This window comes from Brucella tritici, from assembly GCF_902825325.1.
Lineage (GTDB): Bacteria > Pseudomonadota > Alphaproteobacteria > Rhizobiales > Rhizobiaceae > Brucella.
Genome location: NZ_CADEAR010000011.1, coordinates 117,856 through 144,445 on the forward strand (window position 1 = coordinate 117,856; position 26,590 = coordinate 144,445).

The window sequence follows — 26,590 nt, forward strand, 5'->3', positions numbered from 1 at the left end:
CACGATAAACGCCCTTGCCGAAATTCGCCTCGATGACCTTCGTTTCAGCTATGGCGAAACCGCCATGCATTTCGATGCGACGATAAAGGGCGGTGTCATTGCTGCGGTTGTCGGGCCAAGTGGTTCGGGCAAGTCGACACTTCTCAACCTGATTGCCGGTTTCGAACTCCCGCAATCCGGTCATATCTTCATTGGCGATAAAGACGTGAGTGAACTTTCGCCAGCCGACCGGCCTGTTTCGATGGTGTTTCAGGAAAACAACCTGTTTGCCCACCTGACCGTCGAACAGAATGTCGGTCTCGGACGCTCGCCGAACCTGAAGCTGACCGCAGAAGATAGCATCGATATCGCAGAAGCCCTGTCGCGTGTCGGGCTCGCAGGCAAAGAACAGCGCAAGCCTGAAGCGCTTTCCGGCGGCGAACGCCAGCGCGTAGCGATTGCCCGCGCCCTCATACGCCAGCGCCCGATTCTGCTCCTTGACGAAGCCTTCGCCTCACTTGGCCCGGCGCTACGACACCAGATGCTGGATCTGGTCAGGGAGCTTCAACTTGAAACCGGCATGACGGTGCTGATGGTAACGCACACGCCTGAAGATGCGCTCTATCTTGATGCAGTGTTGCTTTTTCTCGACAGTGGTCGGATTTCCGCGATGGGCCCCTCTGCCGAACTGCTTTCGCCGACTGGACCGGAAGCATTGCGGCACTATATCGGCGAAAAGCGGAGTTCAGGGCTAAGCCTCAAATAGAGTTACAGTTGCGGACATATTTTGTTCGCAATCTGCCGGAAGAACCGGTTACAGATTTCTTGTGCTGCCTTGGACGGCTTGTACCTGTTCTGGTCTGTGGCTAGATTTGGCCGCGGATCAAGCAATCTGATTCAGAAGCGAGGATAAAATACTGTTCCGTCAATCGACCCGTTCCCGGGCCTTCCTGCGTCTACCCATCTCCCTGCCAGAATGGACGCAGCAAAATTGGCGGAAACCAGCCATCGGTCTTGGCTTGCTTGCGATCGCCCTGATTTCAGGTTGCCAGTCGATCAATTCCAGCAAAGATCTGGGCCTGCAGCCTTCCGACAATCCGGTGACTGTCGACAATGTAACACGCAATGACCGACTGGCCCAGCTTGGTGCCCAGCAGCATCCGCGTATCCTCGCGACCTATGGCGGCGAGTACAAGGACCAGAAGCTTGAGCGCATGGTGGCGAAGATCGTCGGCAAGCTGACGACCGTTACTGACAAGCCGGACCAGACCTATCGCATCACCATTCTTGATAGTCCCAATATCAATGCCTTCGCATTGCCGGGCGGCTATCTCTACGTAACGCGCGGCCTGCTGGCGCTCGCCAACGACTCTTCGGAAGTCGCGGCTGTCATCGCCCATGAAATGGGCCATGTCATTGCCAATCACGGCATTTTGCGGCAGGAGAAGGAAGCTGAGACAGCCATAGCCGGGCGCGTTGCCAGCGAAGTGCTGCATAATGAATCTGCCAGCCGCGAAGAAGCGCTGCGCGGCAAGTTGCGGCTTGCCCAGTTCTCGCGTAATCAGGAATTGCAGGCGGATGCCATCGGCATCAAGATGATCGGCGAAGCTGGTTATGATCCGTTCGCTTCGGCCCGTTTCCTGCAATCGATGGAAGCCTATACGGGTTTCCGCTCGGTTTCGGGCGCGACAGACGCCAGCCTCGACTTCCTGGCAAGCCACCCGGCAACTCCGCAGCGTATCCAGCTTGCGCTCGGACATGCACGCCGCATCGGCGCACCAGGAGTCGGCACGACTGATCGCGATTCCTTCCTCAACGGTATTGACGGCCTTCTTTACGGCGACTCACCCAATGAAGGTTATGTCCGCGAACAGACCTTCATCCATCCGAAGCTCGGCGTCACTTTCCGGGCACCAGATGGCTTCACCATCGACAATTCAGCCAATGCGGTCATGGCAAGCGGCCCCGGCGAAGTTGCCATTCGTTTCGATGGCGCATCTCTTCCGGCCGGATCGAATCTTGCCGACTATATCCGGTCGGGCTGGGTGACCGGTCTCGACGACAGTTCGATCCAGACCACCACCATCAATGGATTGCCCGCTGCGACTGCGCGCGCCAGTGCCGACCGGTGGCAATTCGACATTGTGGTTATTGGTGCAAACAACAAGGTCTATCGCTTCCTGACAGCGGCACCGAAAGGCAGTAACGCGCTTCTGCCTGCTTCACAGACGGTCACCCAGTCCTTCCGCCTGCTGTCGCCAGCCGAACAAAACGCCATCAAGCCGCTTCGCATCCGCGTCGTGACGGTGAAGCCGGGCGACACGCTGGCCAGCCTGTCGGCACGCATGCAGGGCACCACCCGCAAGCTGGAACTGTTCCGCCTTCTCAATGCCATGTCGGCGGGAGCGACGGTTTCGGTCGGCGACCGCGTGAAGCTGATCAGCGAGTAAGTCACGATGACGGAAACTCTCATCCACTCTGTCCTTGCTGGAAAAGTCGCTCCTCTCGGGGCTCGCGGCGTTCCAAGCGGCATCGACAAGCAGCCGGTTTCCGGCAAGGCCCGCGTGACTTTCGAAGGGCTGGACTGCGATGCGCAGGGCGATCGGAAAGTGCATGGCGGCCCGGAAAAGGTGCTTCATCATTACCCGCACGATCATTATGCGGTCTGGCGCGAAGAGATTGGCGAAAACCCGCGTCTGAATCTGCGCGGTGCTTTCGGCGAAAACATCTCCACGTCGGGTCTCGATGAACACAATGTTGCCGTGGGCGACAGGTTCCGGCTCGGCAGTGCACTTGTCGAGGTTTCACAGGGCCGCCAGCCTTGCTGGAAACTGAACGAACGCTTTGCAACCGCCGACATGGCCGTGCGCGTCCAGAAGACGGGACGAACAGGCTGGTACTATCGTATTCTGGAAGAAGGTCACGTGGAAACCGGCGATACGATGATCCTGGTCGACCGCCTTTCGCCGGACTGGACACTGCATCGTGTCTGGCACCTGCTTTATGTCGACACACTAAATTATGATGAACTGTCTGTGATGGCGGAGCTTTCGCATCTCGCCGACAGCTGGAAGCGCTATGCAGTGCGCCGCCTCGAAAATCGCAAGGTCGAGGACTGGTCGTTGCGCCTTGAAGGCAAGACTGCGGAATCGCAAAAGTAAGGAGCCAATTGGCCCCTCTACTTGTATTGCCCTGACCGTAACAGCTTACGCTTGATAGGCCGCCAGTTCGTGCTGGCTCAAGAGGGCAATCTTCAGCTTCTCCATAGCACGACTTTCAATCTGCCGTACCCTCTCCTTGGAGATGCCAAGCTTTTCACCCAGCGCTTCGAGCGTCACGCCGTCATCATCGAGACGACGCTCACGGATGATGTGCAATTCGCGCTCGTTCAGCGTGTCCAGAGCCACGTTAAGCCACTGATTACGGCGTTCCATATCGATGGAACTTTCGGCGATCTCGTCCTGCAACGGATGATCGTCAACCAGAAAATCCATACGACGGGACGCGCCAGACTCGTCATTGTTCACAGGTGCCGATAGAGAACTGTCTGGTCCCGAAAGGCGGCTGTCCATGATCTCGACATCGTTTGTCGAAACACCCAACTGATCGGAAATTTCCCGATACATCTCAGCCTTGGTCATATTGTCGTCGGACTGAGCCAGTTTCGAACGAAGCCGCCGCAGATTGAAAAACAGCGCCTTTTGCGCCGAACTCGTGCCACCGCGCACGATGGACCAATTGCGCAGGATATAATCCTGCATAGACGCGCGAATCCACCACGACGCATAGGTCGAAAAACGCACTTCCCGTTCGGGATCGAAACGTGCGGCGGCTTCAAGAAGACCGACGTAACCTTCCTGAATGAGATCGTTCATCGGCAATTTGAACTTGCGGAAGCGCCCGGCCATGGAGATGACCAATCTCATATGTGCGGATGTGATGCGATGTAGTGCTTCCTGATCTTTCAGTTCCTTCCAGCGAATGGCGAGGGCTCGCTCCTCTTCGCGCTCCAGATAGGGAGCCGACATTGCGCTGCGGATCATGGATTGAGAAGAGGCTGCTGTCGCTGGGAGGCTACGCGCAACCATAGGCATGCGATTGGCTGGAACTGCGGAAGAACTGCTCATGGATGACTGCTTCATCTGGTTCTCCTGTTCTGAACTCACGCCCGACGGGCGTTCAGTGGAAGGATATGCCAGTCCCACAAAGACCCCTTGGACGAACTAGCGAATTCGCCCAAAACTCCCCGCCAGGCCTATTCTTTGGCCAATATGATTACGCCGCAAAACAAACCCGTTTACGAACTGGTGTCTGGGAGAACGCATCAGCTGCGATCAGGTTCCCTCTCTCCAAGGATAATTCTCTGGCAACGCAGGAAGATGACCAGGGAGGTTAACGATTGATTGCGAAATTCAATAGAATTTTAACCAAACCATATTGCCCTCTATTTGCATGGAGGGCTGTGGAACCCAATTCCTACTGGTCAAGTAGCAAACAAAAAAAGCCCGGCTTTGGCCGGGCTTTTTTGAAAGAAAGCGAAGTAAAGCTTATGCGGCTTCGACTTCATCGTCCTCAAGGTCCGCTTCAGCGTCGGCTTTGCCGCGCTTCGGTCCCTTGGCGAGATTTGCTTCGATCAGACGAACTGCTTCGGTTTCCGAAAGCTTGTTCACGGCAGCGATTTCGCGCGCCATGCGATCAAGGGCAGCTTCATAAAGCTGGCGTTCCGAATAAGACTGTTCCGGCTGGTTCTCAGCGCGGAAAAGATCGCGAACGACTTCCGAGATCGAGATTAGATCGCCGGAATTGATCTTCGCATCATATTCCTGGGCGCGGCGCGACCACATGGTACGCTTCACACGTGCGCGACCCTGTACGACCTTCAGTGCACGTTCAACATAGTCGGTCTCCGACAGCTTGCGCATACCGATGGAAGCGGCTTTGGCTACCGGCACCTTCAGGCGCATCTTGTCTTTTTCGAAATCGATCACGAAAAGCTCGAGCTTGTGGCCTGCCACTTCCTGCTCTTCGATGGTGACGATCTGGCCGACGCCATGAGCCGGATACACGATCGCCTCACCGGCCTTGAAACCGCCACGCGCTACTGGAGCCTTTTTCTGCTGGGATGACATACGCTTCATTACTCCCTGTTGTGCCCGGCGCAACCCGCCGGTTGACACATGATTTTCGACCGCGCTCCGGAGATAATGAAGCACGGAAGTTGTTTGTCGGTTTGGAACTGAAAACGTATCTGACGGCAAATCTAGCCGACCGGGTGTACGGTGAGGGGGACGACGCCAAATCGCAATCATCTTCCCCGGTGCCATTCAGCCCGGTACTAAAGATCAGCCCTTTCAGAGATTAACGCATAGCGCCACGAATTGACGTCCAGTCACCGAAATTATTGGAGCAACCTAACACAATTTCGCGAAAGAATCAACAAATTGCCAAATATGTCGTATTTGGCAATGCAACACGCCTAAAAGATGGGCGTTTTTCCGTGATTTCATTCGTCTTTTGCCGATGCATTGCAGAAAAAGCAAGTGATAATTGCTGTATTCGAGCATTGTCAGACAACCTGGCAGTCTTGACAGGCTGAACGTACGCATCTCGGAAGCGCAAGGTCTTCCGAAACAAAGACATACTTATGCAATACCTTCGTGCTTGCAGCAGCGTGCAAGCAGCGTCTGCAACACCGGGCCGGTATTAGTCACCACTACCCGGCTCGGCAGAGAAATACTTCTCCAGCTTGCCAGCCACGCCGTCCATTTCCTTGGCTTCCGGCAGAGCATCCTTTTTCGCGGTAATATTGGGCCATTTTGCCGCATATTCCGTATTCAGCTCCAACCACTTGTCGAGGCCCGGCTCGGTGTCGGGGCTGATCGCCTCGGCAGGGCATTCCGGTTCACATACGCCACAGTCGATGCACTCGTCGGGATTGATGACGAGCATGTTTTCGCCTTCGTAGAAGCAATCGACCGGACAGACCTCGACGCAGTCCGTATATTTGCAGCGAATGCAATTATCGGTCACGACATACGTCATCGTCGAACTCCTGTTGCCGCCCGAATTCCAGAAGAGGCAGCTTATCTATCCTACAGCTTTGCGCCGATACTCCGGCAAGCCTACAATCGGCTCGGGGCTTTGGAATATCTCGCCACGAAGTCACTGTGCACGGAAATGGTTGCTAGTGGATTGAATTTGACGTTTGATACCTGCCCGACATCAATCTCATTTCAAACGTCAAATTCGAAAAATCCACTAGATCCATGGGTTTATTAGTGGTCTTTTAGATTCCGACATTTGCTCGAAGTCTGTATCAGACCACTAGCCTCAGCCCATGCCCTTTTATGACAATGCGTGAGGTAACGATTTTATCCTGCCATGACAAGGGTACAAACGCCGCAATGTCACGAAGTCACGCACATCTGAAACAGCATTTCGTTTGAGGGCTTTTGCGTGGAAAAGGCTTTCGCCGGGACGGTTCAACACGCAATTTCCATCACCGCCAAAAGATGCCTGCGGCAACGCGTCCGTCTCAGCTTCCGCGCAAACGATCCGTTTCACGGCGTTCTTTCTTGGTCGGGCGCCCTGCTCCGCTCTCACGTTGTGGCACTACCGCCTCCGCTGCCATCGCAGTAGCAGATGCCGGTGGCGGCGAAAGATCTTCATAAAGAAGCTGGGCTTCGGGCGCTGGACCGCGGCGCTCACCTGGAGCAACTATCTTGTAAATGAGGATACGACGATCAAGTGTGATGGTCAGCACATCGCCAACCTTCACCTGATGAGCGGCCTGTTCAATCTTGTCACGGTTGACCCGGACCTTGCCGCCGACGGCGAGTTTCGCCGCCAGCGATCTTGATTTGACCACGCGCGCAAAGAACAGCCACTTGTCGATTCGCTGTCTTGCGCCCGTTTCTGCAGTCATCTTACTTCTTCATCTGCTCTTTCAAAGCAAGAAGCTTGGCAAAAGGCGAATCGGGATCGATACGCGCAGGACGTTCCTGCTCCACCCGTTTGCCGCCCTGATGGCCATGATCGCGCTTCTGCTGACGCTGATTGCCACCACGGAAGTCACCCTTGGAACCTTCGCGCTTGCCTTCGCCGTCGTGACGCTTTTGCTTGTCGAAGCGCTTGCCGCCACGATCATTGCGCGCCTGCTGCTCTGCTCCGCCTTCCGACTTGCGTGCTTCGCCGCCCTGATCGCGGTTCTGATGACTACGATTCTGGTTGCCGCGATTTTGACGCTGACGGTTCTGGTCCTGATTGCGGTTGCGGCCTTCGAAACGACCCTGACGCCACAGAAGAACAGGCTTTGGCTCTTCAGCCACCGCTTCTGCGGTTTCACCGGCCGATGCGGCTTCTGCCGCTACAGGTGCAGCTTCTTCCGCTTTGGCTTCGGTTTCCGTTTCCGTCTCAGCGACAACAACAGGTGCGGGCACAGGTTCAGCCGCTGGCACAGCAGGCTTCTCAGCCTCTGCGACCGGCGAAACGCCAGTTTCCTTGGCTGCAGCTTCGGCCGCGAAAGCATCCAGCTCAGCAAGCTTCGCCGTGACGGCAGCAGCTTCCATGGCCTCGTGACGATAGCCGAGGCTCTTCAGGATTTCTTCCATATCGTCGGTCGTCGCACCGAGAATGGACATCATGGCAGGCGTGACGATGAACCGTCCGCCGTCATAAGCGCCATCCGGACGCGCACCCGAACCCGGACGCCAGGCAAGCGCCGGGCGAATGAGATCGGCAAGACGTTCCAGAATATCGATGCGCACGGCACGGCGGCCCAACACGCGATAGCCTGCCAGACGGTAGAACATCGGATCGAAGGCGGGATCGACCACGACCGACGTGCGGCCAGCGGCCAGCACATTCACGACATCGCCATAACCGGCCCGTTCGCGGCCATCGTTTTTCAGCGCCCAGAGCAGTGTAATGAGACCGGCAGGAGCAGGCTTCAGCAACATGGGCATGAAGACATGATAGGCACCGAAACGCACGCCGAGACGGCGAAGCGCCGCGCGCGAATCCTGATCGAGCCCACGCACTTCCTCTGCCACATCGCGGCGCGGAAGAATGCCAAGATTCTCGACGATCTGGAATGCAAGACCGCGTGTCATGCCCGTCAGGGCATCAGCGGCAGCCAGATCGGTGAGCGGCTTCAGAACGGTTTCGATATGATGGGCGACGAACCGTTCGATACGTGCGGCAACCTTGTCGCGAGCCGCTCCGGTAAGCTGTTCGTCGGCCAGGATCACCGCACGCGGCTTCAACAGGTCATCACCTGCAACCAGCGTTGCGACCGTTGCGCCAACCCAGCGCATAACGCCATCCGAGCCGAGCGCGAAATCGCCGTTCGGCGCAGCAGCAAAGCGCTCAGCGCGACGTTCGAACTCGGCGGCCAGCGCCTTTTGTGCAGCCGACTTCACCGCCTTGGCGTCCGGCCCATCGGCCTGAACGTCAGCGGTAAAACGGAATCCTTCCAGTTGCCCGACATTGTGGCCTTCGACAATCACGTCTCCGGCAGGGCTGATTTCTGCTTCAAGCATGGCATTCTCTCTCAGGCGCCTCATAAGCACGCTTGTCCTGCGGTCTACAAAGCGTTTCGTCAACCTTTCATGCAGCGCGTCGGACAATCTGTCCTCAATTTCGCGCGTCTTTTCCTGCCAGTGTGTCGGATCGGCAAGCCATCCCGGCCTGTGCGACACAAAAGTCCAGGTTCGAATTTGCGCCACACGATGCGACAGGGTGTCGATTTCCCCCTCTGTGCTATCGGCGCGGCGCACCTGTTCGCTCATATAATCTTCATCGACGCTCCCTCGGCGGACAAGATCCTGATAGATGGTTGCAATGATATCGGCATGCTGCGCCGGCGCGATCTTGCGATAATCGGGCAGCGCGCAGGCGTCCCACAAAAGCTCGATGCGTGCCGGTGTCTTGGCGAGCCGCACAATCTCTTCGTCTTTCGACAAATTTTCAAGCGCTTGTTGATCGACGGCTGGCAAAGCCTTGGCCAATCCTTCGATCGGTGCGGGTGTTTCCAGAGAAAATCGCAGGGAATCGAGCGATGAAAAGTCGAACCGCGCCGTGCGCCACTGTAGAACTTTCACCGGATCGAAATTATGCGCTTCCACCCGCTCGACCAGTTCTTCGTCGAACGGATGCACCTGCCCTGTCACGCCGAAGGTGCCGTCACGCAGGTGTCGGCCCGCGCGCCCGGCGATCTGTCCTACTTCGGCAGGCGTCAGATCGCGGAACTGATAGCCGTCGAATTTGCGGTTCTGCGCAAAGGCGACATGATCGACATCAAGATTAAGACCCATGCCGATAGCATCGGTCGCTACCAGAAAATCGACATCGCCCGACTGGTAAAGTTCAACCTGTGCGTTGCGTGTGCGCGGGCTGAGCGCGCCCATGACCACCGCAGCGCCTCCGCGCTGGCGACGGATCAGCTCGGCAATCGCGTAAACTTCATCCGCGGAAAAGGCAACAATGGCGGAACGGTTCGGCAGGCGCGTAATCTTCTTGGAACCGGCATAGGCCAGATGCGACAGGCGCGGACGCGTCACCACATTGATGCCACGCAGAAGCTTTTCCAGAATGCCGCGCATAGTGCCAGCACCAAGCAGGAGCGTCTCCTGCCGTCCGCGCAGATGCAGGATGCGGTCGGTGAATATATGGCCGCGCTCCAGATCACCGGCGAGCTGCACTTCATCGATGGCCACGAAAGCCACGTCGGTACGGCGCGGCATGGCCTCGACTGTGCAGACGGAATAGCGCGCGCCGAGCGGCACGATCTTTTCCTCACCCGTGACCAGCGCGACATTAGCCGCACCGACCCGTTCCACAACGCGGTTATAGACCTCACGCGCCAGAAGGCGCAGCGGCAGGCCGATCATCCCGCTTCCATGCGACAGCATGCGTTCGATGGCCAGATGGGTTTTGCCGGTATTGGTCGGCCCAAGCACCGCAGTCACATCGCGGCCACTCAGGGTCAGCGGCAAATCATGGGCAGGGAGTTGGTTCATGCCAATAATCGGATTCCCGGTACAAATGCCCGTCACGGGCTGGATGCTGGTTCTTGCGATAGCACTATACGACCCGCACCGAAAGCGCTCCTGTTAAGTTTCAGTATGGACGAGTTGCCAACCTTTCGGCGACCGATGTGCTGCCGGTCAATAACTTGTCGATTAACGATTGGAACGACTCTGGAACGAATCGGCGACGAATCGCTGACTCGGATAGCTTCGCCTTTTGTTCACGGCAATATATAGTAAGTCTAACACAAAACCCCACAATATGCTGAATCGGATGTTCCGCTTTTCTGTGTTCTCCTGACGCGAAACGACACCGCCGTTAACTTTTGGCAAAACCTGTCAACAGGCTGTTCCGATAGCAATGCGATTCTTCAGAAAGTCTTAATGATTACTGATATTTCGTTAATGCCTGAAGAGTTGCAAACTCGGTCTCCGTTAACCTTCAGGCCAAAGCCGGAACGAATCGGCGACGAATCACTGATCTGTAAATATTCTTCATTTGTTCTCACCACATCTGGTGTTCGAAGTGCCCGATGCACCATAGAAAACCGAAACCGGACGAACCTTGATGAGCATTTCTTCGATTTCGCGTTAACTTTTCCGGCAATTCTGTCACGCCGACGCTGCGGATTTCAAACGTCTCATTGCGGAAACAAAAAGGCGGACGGAGCTATTTCTCCACCCGCCTCTGTTCCGATGAAGGAGAAGGTCAGTCGCGCTCGACGCACAAGGCAACGCCCATGCCGCCGCCGATGCAAAGCGTCGTCAGACCGCGCTTGGCATCACGGCGCTGCATTTCGTAAAGCAGCGTTGTCAGAACGCGCGCGCCGGAGGCACCGATCGGATGACCGATCGCGATTGCTCCGCCATTGACGTTGACGATATCCGGATTGAGCCCAAGATCACGCACAACAGCGCAGGACTGCGCTGCAAAGGCTTCATTGGCTTCGACCAGATCGAGATCGCCGACGCTCCAGCCTGCCCTTTCCAGAGCCTTTTTGGTCGCCGGAATAGGACCTGTTCCCATGATCGACGGGTCCACGCCAGCCGTTGCCCAGGAAACGATGCGCGCCAGCGGCTTCACACCACGTTTGGCTGCTTCATCCGCATCCATCAGCACAACAGCAGCAGCGCCATCGTTAATACCGGATGCATTGCCCGCAGTGACTGTTCCTTCCTTGTCGAAGGCCGGTTTCAGCTTGGTCAAAGCCTCCATCGTTGTACCGGGGCGGATATATTCGTCCGCCGAAACAACGATATCCCCCTTGCGACCCTTTACGGTAAAGGGAACGATTTCATCCTCGAACCTGCCGGCAGTCTGTGCCGCCTCAGCCTTCTGCTGGGAGGCCAGCGCAAACTCATCCTGATCACTACGGGTCAGTTGCCACTGGCGGGCAATGTTTTCCGCCGTAATCCCCATGTGATAGCCATTAAAGGCATCGATCAGGCCGTCTTTCAGCATGGTGTCGGTCATCTTGAAGTCGCCCATCTTCACGCCTGACCGCAAATGCGCGCAATGCGGCGCCATCGACATGGATTCCTGACCACCCGCCACGATGATCTTGGCATCACCGGAAAGAATCTGTTGCATGCCGAGCGCGACCGCCCGCAAACCGGAACCACATAGCTGGTTGATCGAGAAAGCCGTTGTCTCCTTCGGGCAACCGGCGTCCATTGCCGCCTGCCGCGCCGGGTTCTGCCCTTCACCTGCCGTCAGCACCTGCCCGAGAATAACCTCGTCCACATCCGTCGCCGCCACACCGGCGCGTTCCAGCGCGCCTTTGATGACCGTCGCACCCAGTTCATGCGCCGGGACATTGGCAAATGCACCGTTGAAAGCGCCGACTGCGGTGCGGGCTGCGCTGGCAATGACGATGGCTTTCTGGTCGGACATTCTTTCCTCCTTGAAATGTTGCGCAACACAAAGACCAAAATTCCGGCCTTGGCAAGCTTTGCCGTGCGCCAGCAACCGTCTTCATGAAAATCGATAAAGTGTTTTTCCTGTGACAAGAAGCATTCGAGTGTGCATCGCAAGCCATCATCGCTAAATTACACTGAGCTATATATAGGAGATATCCATGCCTTCATTGACGCTCGAACGAGCCAATACGATCATTGCCGGTGCTTTTGCCAAAGCCGAAGAACTGAAACTGAAGCCGCTTGCTGTTTGCGTCCTCGATGCCGGCGGCCATGTGAAGGCTTTCCAGCGTCAGGACGGTGCGTCCATGCTCCGTTTCGAGATCGGTTCGGGCAAGGCCTATGGCGCCCTTGCGGTCGGTACCGGCTCGCGCTGGCTGAACAATCAGGCGAAGGATCGCCCACATTTCCTGGAAGGACTTTCGGGTGTATCAGGCGGCAAGATCGTGCCGGTGCCGGGCGGCGTTCTGATCAAGGATGCTGACGGCGAAATCATCGGTGCGGTCGGTATTTCCGGCGACACGTCGGATAATGACGAAATTGCAGCCATTGCCGGTATCGAAGGCGCTGGCTTTGCGTCCGACGCAGGCTGATTGCCTTCTGCTCAGCACTTCCACATAGCTGATAGATGGGGTTGGTGGACATCCAACAGCCCCATCTTGCAAGATAGAACAAAAAGGCAAGAGCTTTTTGCGATTACCGGCTTGTTCCGCCTTCTATTTCAGATTCTTACCTGCAAAAGAGGCCACAGCACCGGGGACCGCTCGTTCCGTGCTCCCGATGCGGCATGGCGTATCTGACAAGTTTAGGAATGAATCTTCATTATAGCGAGTATTCTCAAATATATTAAAGAAAGAAACAGCCGATGACACTGACAATCCGCCATTCGCAATTATTGTTTTAAGAATGTAGTCCATATCAATTACCAATCAAATTAAAATAAAACCACACACTATTCATCATAGCGCAATGCGGCTTAACTTTGTTTTTTGACCAACTAATCAAAAAGTGATCAACTACAGATTATATTTATGAAATCATCTTACAATTATAAAATTATCGTAAAAAAACGCCGCTTCCGGAAACCGGAAACGGCGTTCTTGAAAACCATCCTTCGGCTGCAATGCAGCTTCAGACTTATTCCTTAGCTTCGAGGACCTGACGGCCGCGATACATACCGCTCTTGAGATCGATATGATGCGGACGACGAAGTTCGCCCGAGTTCTTATCCTCGACATAGGTCGGGGCCTTGAGAGCGTCAGCCGAACGGCGCATGCCGCGCTTCGACGGAGACGTTTTTCGTTTTGGTACTGCCATGGATCCAGCTCCACTGATCGGTCAATAAACGTCCGGCACGGCCCCGAAGAGCCTGTCACATCGGACAAAATTCCGGAAAGTCACGTGCCTATACACGCTCTAACGGCGTTTGACCAGCGGGAGTCTGATCTTTTTTTCGTATCGCGTATTTATTGCACGCAAACCACATAGGGTCCCGACCGTGCAGCGCGCCCGGCAACGATCCGGGCAATGCGCTGCATGTTCCGCGTCGGCTTGGCTGGATTGCGCAAAGCCGGGTTCGGCAACGTGACGGCAAGCAATGCGGATTGCTGCGCGTTGAGTTTTGCTGCCGGGCGCTTGAAATAATGCTGGGCGGCGGCCTCGATCCCGTAAATGCCCGGTCCCCACTCGGCGATATTCAGATAGATTTCCATAATACGCTTTTTGGACAGAATACCGTCAGCAGCCAGCGCTAGCGGAAATTCGAGCCCCTTGCGGACATAAGAGCGCCCATTCCAGAGGAAGAGGTTCTTCACGGTCTGCATCGTGATCGTGGAAGCGCCGCGGCTCGGGCCACCCTCGCCCGCATCGTCCAGAACCAGCCCAAGCTGATGCCAGTCCACCCCGCCATGGCTACAGAACTGACCATCCTCAGCCATCATCACCGAATTGACGAGAACTGGCGCGACGTCATCGATACTGACCCATCTGCGGTCCACCCCCTGAAACAGAACATAGTCCTTGACCATCAGGGTCGAAATCGGGCGGACGAAGGGCACGGAATACACAAGAAGCAGGAAAATCGGCAATACGGCCAGAATCACCAGGATCTTGAGCGCGAGAGCAATCCGGGCACCCCAAACGGGATCTGCCAGATAATTGCGTCCATCTTTGCTCTTGATGATGATTTTTGCCACTGCCACCGCCTGCTACCTTCCCCCAAGCGACATAAACCATTCCTTAATAAGTTTGAACCGGATTCCATAATCCAACCGGGGAAACAAGTCGAAACGCGCCGTTTCGTGACGTTCAAATGAAAAAGCCTGTGCTGATCGTTGTGGCCAGTTGACCAATTCAGCGCTTTCGTCCATCCCCTTTGCCATGGAAAAGCTGTCGACCGATTTCACCGCCGTTCTCAACCATCGCGCCATGGAAGTGGAAATGGTACTGACGGGCCTTCTGGACCAACGCCTCAGGACGGGAGAAATCGCCCGCCCGGAACGGCTGCTCGCTGCCATGCGCCACGGTGTCCTGAATGGCGGCAAGCGCCTCCGGCCTTTTCTCGTTGTCGAAAGTGCCGCTTTGTTCGGCGAAGGTGGCGACGCTGTTCTGCGTGTTGCTGCCGCTCTCGAATGCATTCACTGCTATTCGCTTGTCCATGACGATCTGCCAGCCATGGACGACGATGATCTGCGGCGCGGTCAGCCGACAGTGCACAAGGCATTTGATGAAGCCGCCGCCATTCTGGCGGGTGACGGCCTTCTGACCTATGCTTTCGACATCATCTCGTCGGATGAAACCAATCTCGATGCAGCAATTCGCGTGCAACTGGTTTCAGCGCTTGCCCGCGCATCCGGCCTCGGAGGTATGGTGGGCGGACAGGCTCTCGATCTAATGGCCGAAACCAGCAAGCCCGACGAAGCCGGTATTATCACGCTGCAGGCCATGAAGACCGGCGCGCTGATCCGTTTCGCCTGCGAAGCCGGAGCCATCATCGCCAATGCATCCAGCGAAGACCGTGAGCGTATGGCCGAATTCGGCTCGGCCATCGGCCTTGCCTTCCAGTTGGCGGACGATCTTCTGGATGTCACTGCCGACGCAGAGGCGATGGGCAAGGCGACCGGCAAGGATGCCGCCGCCGGAAAAGCCACGCTGGTATCACTTCACGGCATCGACTGGACGCGCAAGCAACTGTCCGGACTGGTTGCCCAAGCGGAAAGCCTGCTGGCGCCTTTCGGCAAGGATGCGGACATCCTGAAGCAGGCCGCCCGCTTCATCGCCGAACGCCAGAGCTAAAATTTACAGATCGTCCTCGCGTACCTTAATGAGGACCACATCATCAGCTGAAAGCACGCGTCCGTCCTGAGCGCGAACATCGAGCGCCGCTACATCCTCGCCTGAAACGCTGTCGACGAGGCGTGAATGTGTCTCGCCCGGCGCAAAGAGGTGCTTTTCACCCCATTGCCGGAGCGACACAATAACGGGCAGCAGATCGCGCCCTTTTGCCGTCAGGCGATATTCCTGATGCGCCCCGCCATTGGGGTCAGGCACAGATTCCATGATCCCCTCGCCCGTCAGCTTGCGCAGGCGTTCCGAGAGAATATTGCGGGCGATCCCCAGATTCTTCTGAAAGGCGCTGAAGCGCGTCACGCCGTCAAAAGCTTCGCGTACGATCAGCAGCGACCACCAGTCTCCAATGACATCAAGCGCCCGCGCACTCGGGCAATAATCGCCTTTCATGCTTTTCTTCCGAACCATGTTCACTCCATCGATTGCAATCTGGTTGCAATATAAAACCTTTTACGCTATATGCAAAATGGTTTCATTTTGAAACCATTTTAGGAGTCCGTCATGCAAACGTCAACCGACGCGGCAACAACGCTGTCCGCGAACCCTGATGCACGCCCTTTGCTTTCTTCGGCCGCTCTTTTTCTGTTTGCGGCTGCAAGCGGACTGGCGGTAGCCAATGTCTATTTCGCTCACCCGCTACTTGATGTGATGGCCGATGACCTTGGCCTCAAGCGTTCTACAGCAGGCCTCATCGTCGCTGCCAGCCAGCTCGGTTATGCAATTGGCCTGATATTCCTTGTCCCGCTCGGCGATCTGCTCAACCGGCGCAAACTCATCATCACGCATTTTCTTCTGTCGGTCCTGTCCCTGATTGCAATCGGTTTTGCGGCCAATACCACCGTGCTTCTGGTCGCCATGGCCTTTATGGGATTACTCGCCGTCGTCACACAGGCACTTGTCGCCTACGCGGCCAGCCTCGCAACACCGGCGCGACGCGGCCATGTGGTCGGCATCGTAACCAGTGGCATTGTGCTCGGTATATTGCTGGCGCGCGCGATAGCTGGCGCCCTCACCGACATTGGTGGCTGGCGCAGCGTCTATTTCGTTTCCGCCATTCTCACGCTTTTGATCGCGTTCATGCTCTGGCGCAACCTCCCAGACCAGAAACGACAGCAGACAAGCCTCAGCTATCCGGCACTCATTTTGTCGCTCGTGACGCTGTTTCGTTCCGAGCCAGTGCTGCGCATTCGCGCCATCATCGCGATGCTGATCTTCGCCAATATCACCACTTTGCTCGCGCCACTGGTCATGCCGCTCAGCGCTCCGCCCTTCGAACTGAGCCATGCCCAGATCGGTCTGTTCGGCCTGGCAGGTGCAGCCGGAGCGCTCGCCGCATCGCGTGCCGGGAGCGTGGCGGATCGCGGTCATGCCCAGCGCATGACAGGCTTCGCCTTGTTGTTGATGTTCTTCTCATGGGGACCGATAGCCCTGCTGGGGCATTCGCTGCTCTGGCTGATCGCAGGCGTGCTGATACTCGACTTTGGCCTTCAGGCCGTCCACGTCACCAATCAGGCGATGATCTACCGTGTGCGACCGGACGCACAAAACAGGCTCACCGCCGCCTACATGGTTTTCTATTCCATCGGCAGCGCAAGCGGTTCGGCAGTTTCAACCTGGATCTATGCTCATGCAGGCTGGAATGGCGTTTGCCTGCTCGGCACAGGCATCAGCCTTGTCACGCTCATCTTCTGGGCAGCAACGCTAAAAACGACGCCAGAAGCCGCGACACGCGCGGTCATCTGTACAGCTTAGTTCTGTCCCGAAGCAACCTTCTGCTCAAGCCCGAAGCGGTTCTCGATGTAATCGGCAACCATCTTCTGGAAGTCCTCGGCAATGGCGGGACCGCGCAGCGTCGTGACCTTCTTGCCATCGACAAAGACCGGCGCGGACGGGGTTTCGCCCGTGCCGGGAAGCGAAATGCCGATATCCGCGTGCTTCGATTCGCCCGGACCGTTGACGATGCAGCCCATCACGGCCACCGACAGCGCTTCCACACCGGGATATTTCTCACGCCAGACTGGCATGTTGCGACGAATATCGTCCTGAATGGTCTGCGCCAGTTCCTGAAACACCGTCGACGTCGTGCGGCCGCAACCGGGACATGCCGCAACGATAGGGATGAACTGACGGAAGCCCATGGTCTGCAGAAGCTCCTGCGACACCTGCACTTCTCGCGTGCGGTCGCCGCCGGGTTCCGGGGTCAGCGAAATGCGGATCGTGTCGCCAATGCCCTGCTGCAGCAGAATGCCCATGGCCGCCGACGAAGCGACAATACCCTTGGTGCCCATGCCTGCTTCGGTAAGACCCAGATGCAGCGCATGATTGGAACGCTGCGCCAGCATCGTATAGACGGCGATCAGATCCTGCACCTGGCTGACCTTGGCCGACAGAATGATCTTGTCGCGACCAAGGCCGATCTCTTCGGCAAGATTGGCGGAAATCAGAGCCGACTGCACAATGGCCTCGCGCATGACTTCCTGTGCGCTCAATGGCGCGCCAGCGTCCTGATTGCGATCCATCAGCGTGGTCAGCAATTCCTGATCGAGCGATCCCCAATTGACGCCAATCCGCACCGGTTTGTCATAGCGGATCGCCATTTCGACGATATCGGCGAACTGCTTGTCCTTCTTGTCCTTGAAACCGACATTGCCCGGATTGATGCGATATTTTGCAAGCGCTTCCGCGCAGGCCGGATGATCGGCGAGCAGCTTATGACCGATATAATGGAAATCACCGACCAGAGGCACATCATGGCCAAGTCGCTCCAGCCGTTCGCGAATTTTCGGCACGGCCGCAGCCGATTCATCGCGATCCACCGTGATGCGCACGATTTCCGAACCGGCGCGGTGAAGTGCAGCCACCTGCGCGACCGTGGAATCCACATCCGCCGTGTCCGTGTTGGTCATTGATTGCACGACGACGGGCGCATTGCCGCCGACGATAACGCCACCGACACTGACGCCAACCGATTGGCGGCGAGGAAATGGATGCGAAAAATAGCTGACGGTCTCGGAAGACATTTTGCTCTGTTCTTAACTGTACCTGTTTTCAGGTGACGCAGCGCGACGCGATTGTCAACGCCCACATTTATCTGGGTCTGCGTATATCCGGCTTTCGCTTTATATAATCGCTTGCCGACGCAATGTCGCCCTCTCATTATGTCGTGACCACAAGGAGGATCCTGCCCATGACCGACGCAACTGCCCGCAAGACCGCAATCGTCACCGGATCAAATTCCGGGATCGGCCTCGGTATAGCCCATGCGCTGGCGGTGGCGGGACAAAACGTCGTGATCAACTCATTCACCGACCGTGACGAGGATCACGCGCTCGCGGCCAAGCTCAGCGAAGAACATGGTGTCAGCGTGGTCTATATAGCGGCCGATATGTCGAAGGCCGACCAATGCCGCGAGCTCATCGCAGAAACGGTGAAGCAGTTCGGCCACGTGGACATTCTCGTCAACAATGCCGGTATCCAGCATGTATCTCCGGTCGAAGAGTTTCCACCTGACCAATGGGACCGCATCATCGCAATCAACCTGACATCGGCCTTTCACACCTCTGCTGCCGCGATCCCGCATATGCGTAAGAGCGGCTGGGGCCGCATAATCAATATCGCTTCAGCGCATGGCCTCGTGGCATCGCCGTTCAAGTCGGCATATGTGGCCGCCAAGCACGGCATTGTCGGCTTCACCAAAACGCTGGCGCTGGAACTTGCAACAGCAAAGATCACCGCCAATTCCATCTGCCCCGGCTATGTGCTGACGCCGCTTGTCGAGGCGCAGATACCGGACCAGATGAAAGCCTATCACATGGATCGGGAAACCGTGATCCGCGACGTGATGCTCGACAAGCAGCCGACGAAGGAATTCGTCACTACCGCACAGATTGGCGCTGTTGCCGCCTTCCTCGCAGGCGATGCGGCAGCGCAGATCAACGGCGCTGCCATTCCTGTCGATGGCGGCTGGACGGCAGAGTAGCGCATCCCGAAAAGTGGGAACCGGTTTTCGGGATGCGCGTCATAAGAAAGTTCAGTGCTTATGGTCGGCGTAACGCGCCAGACTTGAGAAAGCCAACACGACCAGCAGCAAGACCGGAAGCGCCAGAAACACCACGCCAAAGCCGCTATGCTTGGCAACGAAACCGATCAGCGACGGTGCCACCAACATGCCGGAATAGCCAAGCGTCGTCGCGATGGACAGGCCGACACTCGGATTGACGCCCGGCATGTTGCCAGCCATCGAGAAGGCTATCGGCACCATGTTGGAAATGCCGATCCCGCAGATCGCGAAGCCGATAATCGCGGTGGTTGAGCTGTTTCCGAAACCGACGATCAGCATGCCGATGATGGCAATGACCGTGCAGGCGCGCAGGGTTTTAACCGCACCGAACCGGTCGCGAACCAGATCGCCTGCAAAACGCATGATCGCCATAGAACCCGAAAATGCTGCAAAGCCGAAGCCAGCCACCGTAACGGAAGCGCCCAGATCCTGGCGCATATGATAGGCGCCCCAATCGAGAATCGCTCCTTCCGGCACCATGGAGAACAGCGCCATGACGCCGACAAGCCAGGGCAGAGGACTGCGTGGCAAGGTAAGCTTCTGCTTTTCGCCGCTTGGATGATGATGCTCCGTGTCCGGGATGATCGAGGGCCAGGCGATGGCGATCAGGATAGCGGCGACAATCGTCGTGACCAGCGCATGAACAGTCGATCCGAATTGCGCGATGAGAAAGCCACCCGTGGCAGCGCCGATCAGGCCGCCAAGGCTCCAGAAAGCATGGCAGGATGACATGATCGCCCGGCGCATCTTTTTCTCGACAGCGACCGCATTGGCATTCATGGAGACATCCATCGCAGCCATGGTTCCGCCGAAATAGAACATCACGATCACAGCCGTGATCACATTCGGCACCAGTGCGATGACCAATAGGGCCGGAATAAAGGCAAGCGCAAAAATGCGCACCACCATGCCCGAACCGCGATGCGCCGAAAGAGCGCCTGCGACCGGCATCATAGCCAGGGAACCAAGGCCGAAGACGAGGATCATCAGTCCCATTCCGGCACTATCAAGCCCGAGACGCTCCGCAAATTCCGGGATCTTTGGAGCCCAACCGCCGAAAATATAGCCGTTCATCAGAAACAGGAGCGCAACCGCAATCCGCTCTTTGGTTATAATCGGCGCACGCGCAGGCGCCGCATCTTCGCGTCCGGAAACCTGTTCCATCTATCCCTCAGTTGCGGTCCGCTGCCGCACGTAAAATCTTCATACCTGAAGCCGCATAGGGCGCAAGCGCTGCTTCATCCGCATCATATTCGACAGCCATGACACCGACATCGTCCAAGGAAACGACGTCATGGGCGGCAACCGTACCAAGCTTGTCACTGGTGATGGCAAGCGCCACTATCCGGCTGCGCCCGGCAATCACCCGTTTGAATTCCGCATCGTCCAGATGCAGTGCCGTCACGCCGATTTCGGCAGCAATACCGCATGCACCCAAAACGCAAAGGTCGGGGCGCAGCAATTCGGCATCGCGCAAGGCACGCGCCCCGACGGCAGCACTCACCCGCCGGTCGATAGGTCCGCCGATCATGATCAGCTCGATCTCCGGTGAGCCCATGAGAATGGCAGCGATGGACGGTGTATTGGTGACCACGGTGATGGCTTCACGGCGTTCGACCAAAAGCCGCGCCAGCGCCGTGTTCACCGAAGAAGCATCCAGAAACACCGTCATGCCTGGCTCGACCAGTCCCGCCAGAACTGCTGCCAGTGCGGCCTTCGCCTGTGGTCGCTCGGAATCCCGTTCAGCAAGCGGGGGAGGCTCAGGCACGGCACGCAACGCACCGCCATAGACACGTCTGCAAAGCCCCGCCGCCGCCAACTCGCGCAGATCGCGCCGGATCGTATCCTCGGACACACCGAAGCTTTCCGCCAGTTCAGCCGCCAGCACACGGCCTGACTGTTGTAGCAGTTCCTGAATGCGCGCCTGTCTTTCGTGGAGCAGAAGTTCTGTCACCGTCACCCTCTCACCATGCACAATCATGCATAAATCGGTACAAACATGCATAGCAGATTTTGGAAGCCCTGCAAGCGCAAACAAAAGCCGTGCCTTTTGACAGGCACTGCATTAATGTTTCTGATGCTTTTAACGACTGCGAAAGCGACAGTTATGGTCTGATGGGCCGCTACGCTTCCCCCTCATCCTGAGCCTGTCGAAGGACGAGGGCAGGCGTTGTGTATTTCCCTCGCCCTTCGAGACGCCGTTTCAACGGCTCCTCAGGATGAGGGAAAAGGAGACCTGGAACGCGATCAGAAGATTGATCCGCCTCGGCTGAAGCCCATAACTATTCGGAATAGACGACAAGCAAATCCTTCGCATCGATCTGTTCGCCGGGGCGCACCAGCACTTCCGCGATCTTGCCATCGCGCTCGGCATGAATAGCAGTTTCCATCTTCATCGCCTCGATAGAAAGCAGCACGTCGCCCTGCGTAACCGTCTGGCCAGTCGCAACAGCAACCGTGGAGACGACACCCGGCATCGGCGCGCCGACCTGTTTGTCGTTTCCGGCTTCCACCTTGCGGCGGACACCGCCGGAAGCGCCTTTGGCACGGTTCGGCACCTTGATGCGGCGTGGCTGGCCATTCAGCTCGAAGAACACCGTCACCATGCCCTTCTCGTCGGTCTCGCTCATCGCCTGATTAACGATCACCAGCGTCTTGCCGCGTTCCAGATCGACGAAGACTTCTTCTTCCGGCTTCAGGCCATAGAAATAGACCGGTGTCGGCAGAACGCTTGTTGGACCATAGGTTTCCTGCGCGGAAGCATAATCGGTGAACACCTTCGGATACATCAGCGCCGACGCGAATTCCTGATCGGAAATCTTGCGATCGACCGTTTCCTCGAAGCCTTCACGCTCGGCATTCAGATCGGCAGGTTCCAGCAGGGCGCCGGGACGCACGGTGAACGGCTCTTCGCCCTTCAGAATTTTCTTCTGCAACGCCTTCGGCCATCCCGATGGCGGCTGACCGAGATCACCACGCATCATCGACACCACGGAATCCGGGAAAGCAATGTCCTTTGCCGGATTTTCGACGTCGGCAACCGTGAGGTCCTGACTGACCATCATGAGCGCCATGTCGCCCACGACCTTGGAGGATGGCGTGACCTTGACGATGTCGCCGAACATGCGGTTCACATCGGCATAGGCTTGCGCCACCTCGTGCCAGCGGGTTTCAAGTCCCAGAGAGCGGGCCTGCTCCTTCAAGTTGGTGAACTGGCCGCCCGGCATTTCATGCAAGTAAACTTCCGAAGCAGGTCCCTTGAGGTCGCTTTCGAAGGCCGCATACTGGTTGCGCACGGCCTCCCAATAGAAGGAGATGCGGCGGATCGAATCCGGGTCGAGACCCGGATCACGTTCGGCCCCGTGCAGCGCCTCCACGATGGAGCCGAGGCAAGGCTGCGATGTGTTGCCGGACAGTGCATCCATCGCCGCATCGACCACATCCACGCCCGCATCAATCGCGGCAAGCACGGTCGCGGCCGAAATGCCCGACGTATCATGCGTATGGAAATGGATCGGCAGATCGGTTTCCTCGCGCAGCGCCTTGAACAGGGCGCGGGCTGCGGCAGGCTTCAAAAGCCCCGCCATATCCTTCACCGCAATGATATGCGCGCCGGCTTTTTCAACTTCCTTCGCCAGATCAACGTAATATTTGAGATCATATTTGGCGCGTTCCGGATTGAGGATATCGCCCGTGTAGCAGATAGCCGCTTCGCAGAGCTTGTTTTCCTCCAGCACCGCGTCCATCGACACGCGCATGTTCTCGACCCAGTTGAGACTATCGAAAACGCGGAACAGATCAATGCCGCCCCGTGCCGCCTCGCGCACGAAATATTTTACGACATTGTCGGGATAGGATTTATAACCGACGCCGTTTGCACCGCGCAAAAGCATCTGCAGAAGAAGGTTTGGCGCAGCTTCACGCACCAGTGCCAGACGCTCCCACGGATCTTCGGTGAGGAAGCGCATCGAAACGTCGAAGGTCGCACCGCCCCAGCATTCCAGCGAGAACAGGTTGGGCAGTGCCTGCGCATAGGAATTGGCAATGCGGGCAATGTCGTAAGTGCGCATACGCGTCGCCAGAAGCGACTGATGGCCGTCTCGCATGGTCGTATCGGTAATCAGCGCACGCTTTTCGTTGCGCACCCATTCCGCGAACTTCTTCGGCCCAAGCTGATCCAGACGCTGCTTGGTGCCATCAACAACTGGCTTATCGCCGAACCACGGCACACGGGGCTTGGCCGCATCCTTAGCCGGCTTTGCACGCCCCTTGGTTTCGGGATGGCCATTGACCGTCACGTCGGCAATATAGGTCAGAAGCTTGGTAGCACGATCCTGCCGCTTGACCTGCTCAAACAGTTCCGGTGTCGTGTCGATGAAGCGCGTCGTATAGTCGTTGGCCTGAAACTTCGGATGATTGATAATCGCTTCGAGGAAGGTGAGGTTCGTCGCAACACCACGGATACGGAACTCGCGCAGGGCGCGATCCATACGGCGGATGGCCTCCAGAGGAGTTGCGCCTGAAGCGGTCACCTTGACAAGCAGTGGATCGTAATAGCGGGTGATGAACGCACCCGAATAGGCCGTACCGCCGTCCAGACGGATGCCGAAGCCCGATGCCGAGCGATAGGCCTGAATGCGTCCGTAATCAGGAATGAAGTTCTGTTCCGGGTCTTCCGTCGTGATACGGCACTGAAGCGCATGGCCGTTAAGGCGAATATCTTCCTGAAGCGGCACACCTGATTCCGGTGTGCCGATTGCAAAACCTTCCAGAATATGGATCTGCGCCTTAACGATATCGATGCCAGTCACCTGCTCGGTGACGGTATGCTCAACCTGAATGCGCGGATTGACCTCAATGAAATAGAACTTGCCGCTATCGACATCCATCAGGAACTCGACAGTACCCGCGCCGATATAATCGGTGGCATGGGCGATCTTTAAACCATAGCCAGCCAGCTCCTGACGCTGCCCGTCGTTGAGATAAGGCGCCGGCGCCCGTTCCACGACCTTCTGGTTGCGGCGCTGGATCGAGCAGTCACGCTCGAAAAGATGAACCGCATTGCCATGCGTATCACCCAATATCTGCACTTCGACATGGCGCGCGCGTTCAATGAGCTTTTCGAGATAAACTTCATCCTTGCCGAATGCAGCCTTGGCCTCGCGCTTGGCTTCCGTCACTTCGCGGGCAAGATCGGCTTCCGCGCGGATGGCGCGCATACCGCGACCGCCACCGCCCCAGCTCGCCTTCAGCATCAGCGGATAGCCGATTTCTGCCGCAAGCTTCTTTACTTCCTCCATATCGTCAGGAAGCGGGTCAGTGGCCGGAACCACCGGTACGCCGATTTCAATGGCAAGATTGCGTGCCGCAACCTTGTTGCCAAGGCGGCGCATGGTCTCCGGCTTCGGGCCGATGAAAATAATGCCGTTTTCTGCACAGGCCTCGGCAAATTCCGGGCTCTCCGACAAAAGGCCGTAGCCGGGATGGATCGCATCGGCACCTGAAAGCTTGGCGACGCGGATAATCTCATCAATGGAAAGATAGCTTTCAATCGGACCGAGATCGCGATCCAGATGTGGGCCGCGACCAACCTGATAGCTTTCATCGGCTTTGAAGCGATGCAGGGAAAGTTTGTCTTCCTCAGCCCATATGGCCACCGTTTTGAGCCCTAGCTCATTGGCGGCGCGGAATACGCGAATTGCGATTTCAGATCGGTTGGCGACCAGAATTTTCCGGATAGGCTTTTGGGCGAAAGACAAGGCAGATCTCCCTAACTGCAATGACAAAGGCGCCATTGCTTAACCTGCAATAGACACAAGCGCAAACAAACTGTGCAACCGGGAGATAAAAACAAAATGCCCGACTAAACGCCGGGCAGATTGATGAATTTTGTAGCAGTTTATGCTAATATATCAGGCACAAGAGCGGTTCCTATTATGAAGCAATCATCAGACCCGCTCTAAGCATCTGTGTTCTCGCATTATCCAACGCAAAACCGCTTCGCGCTTTTGCTGGAAATTCTCCGTTACTTCTGGAAGTAATTATACTTGCCGTCTTCACCCTTGCGCCATTCGAACATGACGTAAGGCGAAAGGCTTGGATCGCCCTTGGCATCGAAGGAGATGTCGCCAAGCACTGTCTTGAACGGACCCTTTTCCTTCATCGCAGTCGCAACTTCCTGCGGGTCGTTGCTTCCGGCAGCATTGGCGGCGTTGACCAGCGACTGCACACCGGCATAGGCATAGAAAGTATAGGCTTCAGGCTCAAAGCCCTTGTCGCGGAAAGCCTTGATGAGTTCCGCATTCGACTTGTCGTCGCGCGGATCGGGACCGAAGGTGTTCATGACGCCACCCACAGCATCGCCGGCGATCGAGGCGAGTTCGTTGGACACGATACCATCGCCGGAAATGAACTGTGCCTTGAGGCCCTGATCATCCATCTGACGGATGAGCAGACCCGCTTCCGGATGCATGCCGCCCCAGTAAACAGCGGTGATGCCAGCAGCCTTCATCTTGGAGATGAGTGCGGAGAAATCCTTGTCGCCCTGGTTCACACCTTCGTAGAGCGTTTCCTTCATGCCATTGTCGTTGAGCGACTTCTTGGTTTCGTCGGCAAGGCCCTGACCGTAAGGGGTCTTGTCGTGAAGGATGGCGACCTTACCGTCCTTGTAATTGTCGGCCATATATTTGCCGGCAACGATGCCCTGCTGGTCATCGCGACGGCAGGTGCGGAAGGTGTTCCACAGTTCGCGCTCGGTGAAGGTCGGGTTCGTGGTGCCCGGAGCGATCATCAGCACGCCGTTTTCAGCGTAGATGTCGGAAGTCGGAATGCTGACGCCGGAATTGAAGTGACCAATGACGAACTGAACGCCGTCGCCTACGAACTTGTTCGCAACAGAAATGCCCTGCTTCGGATCGGCAGCGTCATCGCCATAGACGATGGTGATCTGCTCGCCATTCATGCCACCCTTGGCATTGGCTTCTGCGACTGCCGCTTCGACACCGCGCTTGATCTGCTCGCCGAAAGCCGCCTGGCTGCCGGTCAGAGGTGCGCCAACGCCGAGCTGGATGTCAGCGAAGGATACGCCGCCCATCGCAACCAGTGCCGAAAGGCAGACGCCGCAGAATAAGGATTTCTTCATTTCAGTTGCTCCCACTAAACGCAGCCCGAAAGCCTGAAAAGGTTTCGGGATACGCATCAAAACACTCATTCAGAGCGGCAATCCGACCGGATCAGATCGCCGCAAATTTTGTAGGTT

At 56.8% G+C, this 26,590-nt stretch carries 21 protein-coding genes; 7 read left to right on the forward strand and 14 right to left on the reverse strand.

Going from position 1 to position 26,590, the window contains the following annotated elements:
* The first annotated feature begins 4 nt into the window (after window positions 1-4).
* From thiQ to HWX93_RS16680, 3 genes are all read left to right on the forward strand, one after another.
* Complete coding sequence (gene thiQ, locus HWX93_RS16670) at window positions 5-745, forward strand: thiamine ABC transporter ATP-binding protein (RefSeq protein WP_176038046.1); 741 nt, start codon at window positions 5-7, stop codon at window positions 743-745.
* 202 nt (window positions 746-947) lie between these two features.
* Entirely contained in the window at window positions 948-2,429 is a 1,482-nt protein-coding gene (gene cdlP / locus HWX93_RS16675; RefSeq protein WP_176038047.1) for a cell division protease CdlP, read from the forward strand.
* A 6-nt stretch (window positions 2,430-2,435) separates the two neighbouring features.
* Window positions 2,436-3,140: an MOSC domain-containing protein gene (locus tag HWX93_RS16680; protein WP_176038009.1), complete on the forward strand. Its 705-nt coding sequence runs from the start codon at window positions 2,436-2,438 to the stop codon at window positions 3,138-3,140.
* Between the two features lie 45 nt (window positions 3,141-3,185).
* On the opposite strand, the gene HWX93_RS16685 is transcribed toward HWX93_RS16680, so the two are convergent.
* From HWX93_RS16685 to HWX93_RS16710, 6 genes are all read right to left on the reverse strand, one after another.
* Entirely contained in the window at window positions 3,186-4,121 is a 936-nt protein-coding gene (locus HWX93_RS16685; protein WP_176038010.1) for an RNA polymerase factor sigma-32, read from the reverse strand.
* A 405-nt stretch (window positions 4,122-4,526) separates the two neighbouring features.
* Window positions 4,527-5,108, reverse strand: a complete 582-nt coding sequence (locus HWX93_RS16690) for a CarD family transcriptional regulator (protein WP_176038048.1) — start codon at window positions 5,106-5,108, stop codon at window positions 4,527-4,529.
* Window positions 5,109-5,682: 574 nt separating this feature from the next.
* Window positions 5,683-6,021, reverse strand: a complete 339-nt coding sequence (gene fdxA, locus HWX93_RS16695) for a ferredoxin FdxA (protein ID WP_006467781.1) — start codon at window positions 6,019-6,021, stop codon at window positions 5,683-5,685.
* Window positions 6,022-6,514: 493 nt separating this feature from the next.
* Window positions 6,515-6,904, reverse strand: coding sequence for an RNA-binding S4 domain-containing protein (locus HWX93_RS16700; protein WP_109989011.1), 390 nt, complete (start codon window positions 6,902-6,904; stop codon window positions 6,515-6,517).
* Between the two features lies 1 nt (window position 6,905).
* Window positions 6,906-9,998, reverse strand: coding sequence for a helicase-related protein (locus HWX93_RS16705; protein WP_176038011.1), 3,093 nt, complete (start codon window positions 9,996-9,998; stop codon window positions 6,906-6,908).
* Window positions 9,999-10,716: 718 nt separating this feature from the next.
* Window positions 10,717-11,901, reverse strand: a complete 1,185-nt coding sequence (locus HWX93_RS16710; RefSeq protein ID WP_176038012.1) for an acetyl-CoA C-acetyltransferase — start codon at window positions 11,899-11,901, stop codon at window positions 10,717-10,719.
* 184 nt (window positions 11,902-12,085) lie between these two features.
* Here HWX93_RS16710 and HWX93_RS16715 point away from each other — a divergent pair, with 184 nt between their 5' ends.
* On the forward strand, window positions 12,086-12,517 hold the full coding sequence (locus HWX93_RS16715; RefSeq protein ID WP_109989014.1) for a GlcG/HbpS family heme-binding protein: 432 nt from the start codon (window positions 12,086-12,088) through the stop codon (window positions 12,515-12,517).
* Window positions 12,518-13,061: 544 nt separating this feature from the next.
* On the opposite strand, the gene rpmF is transcribed toward HWX93_RS16715, so the two are convergent.
* Window positions 13,062-13,241 carry a 50S ribosomal protein L32 gene (gene rpmF, locus HWX93_RS16720; RefSeq protein WP_006467787.1) on the reverse strand — a complete coding sequence of 60 codons (180 nt, stop codon included), beginning with the start codon at window positions 13,239-13,241 and terminating at the stop codon, window positions 13,062-13,064.
* Between the two features lie 149 nt (window positions 13,242-13,390).
* The gene (gene mtgA / locus HWX93_RS16725) at window positions 13,391-14,119 is read right to left on the reverse strand and encodes a monofunctional biosynthetic peptidoglycan transglycosylase (protein WP_176038049.1); all 729 of its coding nucleotides are present in this window, start codon (window positions 14,117-14,119) and stop codon (window positions 13,391-13,393) included.
* Window positions 14,120-14,303: 184 nt separating this feature from the next.
* Between mtgA and HWX93_RS16730 the strand changes: the two genes are divergently transcribed.
* Window positions 14,304-15,218 carry a polyprenyl synthetase family protein gene (locus HWX93_RS16730; protein ID WP_176038050.1) on the forward strand — a complete coding sequence of 305 codons (915 nt, stop codon included), beginning with the start codon at window positions 14,304-14,306 and terminating at the stop codon, window positions 15,216-15,218.
* Between the two features lie 3 nt (window positions 15,219-15,221).
* Here the strand turns inward: HWX93_RS16730 and HWX93_RS16735 are convergent, their stop codons facing one another.
* Window positions 15,222-15,680, reverse strand: a complete 459-nt coding sequence (locus tag HWX93_RS16735) for a winged helix-turn-helix transcriptional regulator (RefSeq protein WP_176038013.1) — start codon at window positions 15,678-15,680, stop codon at window positions 15,222-15,224.
* Between the two features lie 93 nt (window positions 15,681-15,773).
* Between HWX93_RS16735 and HWX93_RS16740 the strand changes: the two genes are divergently transcribed.
* A complete protein-coding gene (locus tag HWX93_RS16740) occupies window positions 15,774-17,024 on the forward strand; it encodes an MFS transporter (protein WP_176038014.1) in 1,251 nt (416 codons plus the stop codon).
* Here the strand turns inward: HWX93_RS16740 and ispG are convergent.
* Entirely contained in the window at window positions 17,021-18,292 is a 1,272-nt protein-coding gene (gene ispG / locus HWX93_RS16745; RefSeq protein WP_176038015.1) for a flavodoxin-dependent (E)-4-hydroxy-3-methylbut-2-enyl-diphosphate synthase, read from the reverse strand. The two genes, HWX93_RS16740 and ispG, sit on opposite strands and share 4 nt — an antisense overlap.
* 167 nt (window positions 18,293-18,459) lie before the next feature.
* Between ispG and HWX93_RS16750 the strand changes: the two genes are divergently transcribed.
* Window positions 18,460-19,251: a 3-hydroxybutyrate dehydrogenase gene (locus HWX93_RS16750; RefSeq protein WP_176038016.1), complete on the forward strand. Its 792-nt coding sequence runs from the start codon at window positions 18,460-18,462 to the stop codon at window positions 19,249-19,251.
* A 51-nt stretch (window positions 19,252-19,302) separates the two neighbouring features.
* On the opposite strand, the gene HWX93_RS16755 is transcribed toward HWX93_RS16750, so the two are convergent.
* The 4 genes from HWX93_RS16755 to HWX93_RS16770 all read right to left on the reverse strand — a co-directional run bounded on the left by HWX93_RS16755 (window position 19,303) and on the right by HWX93_RS16770 (window position 26,473).
* A complete protein-coding gene (locus tag HWX93_RS16755; RefSeq protein ID WP_176038017.1) occupies window positions 19,303-20,496 on the reverse strand; it encodes an MFS transporter in 1,194 nt (397 codons plus the stop codon).
* Between the two features lie 7 nt (window positions 20,497-20,503).
* Entirely contained in the window at window positions 20,504-21,337 is an 834-nt protein-coding gene (locus HWX93_RS16760; RefSeq protein ID WP_176038018.1) for a DeoR/GlpR family DNA-binding transcription regulator, read from the reverse strand.
* A gap of 277 nt (window positions 21,338-21,614) precedes the next feature.
* A complete protein-coding gene (gene pyc, locus HWX93_RS16765; protein ID WP_176038019.1) occupies window positions 21,615-25,091 on the reverse strand; it encodes a pyruvate carboxylase in 3,477 nt (1,158 codons plus the stop codon).
* A 266-nt stretch (window positions 25,092-25,357) separates the two neighbouring features.
* The gene (locus HWX93_RS16770; RefSeq protein ID WP_109989023.1) at window positions 25,358-26,473 is read right to left on the reverse strand and encodes a branched-chain amino acid ABC transporter substrate-binding protein; all 1,116 of its coding nucleotides are present in this window, start codon (window positions 26,471-26,473) and stop codon (window positions 25,358-25,360) included.
* Window positions 26,474-26,590: the final 117 nt, after the last annotated feature.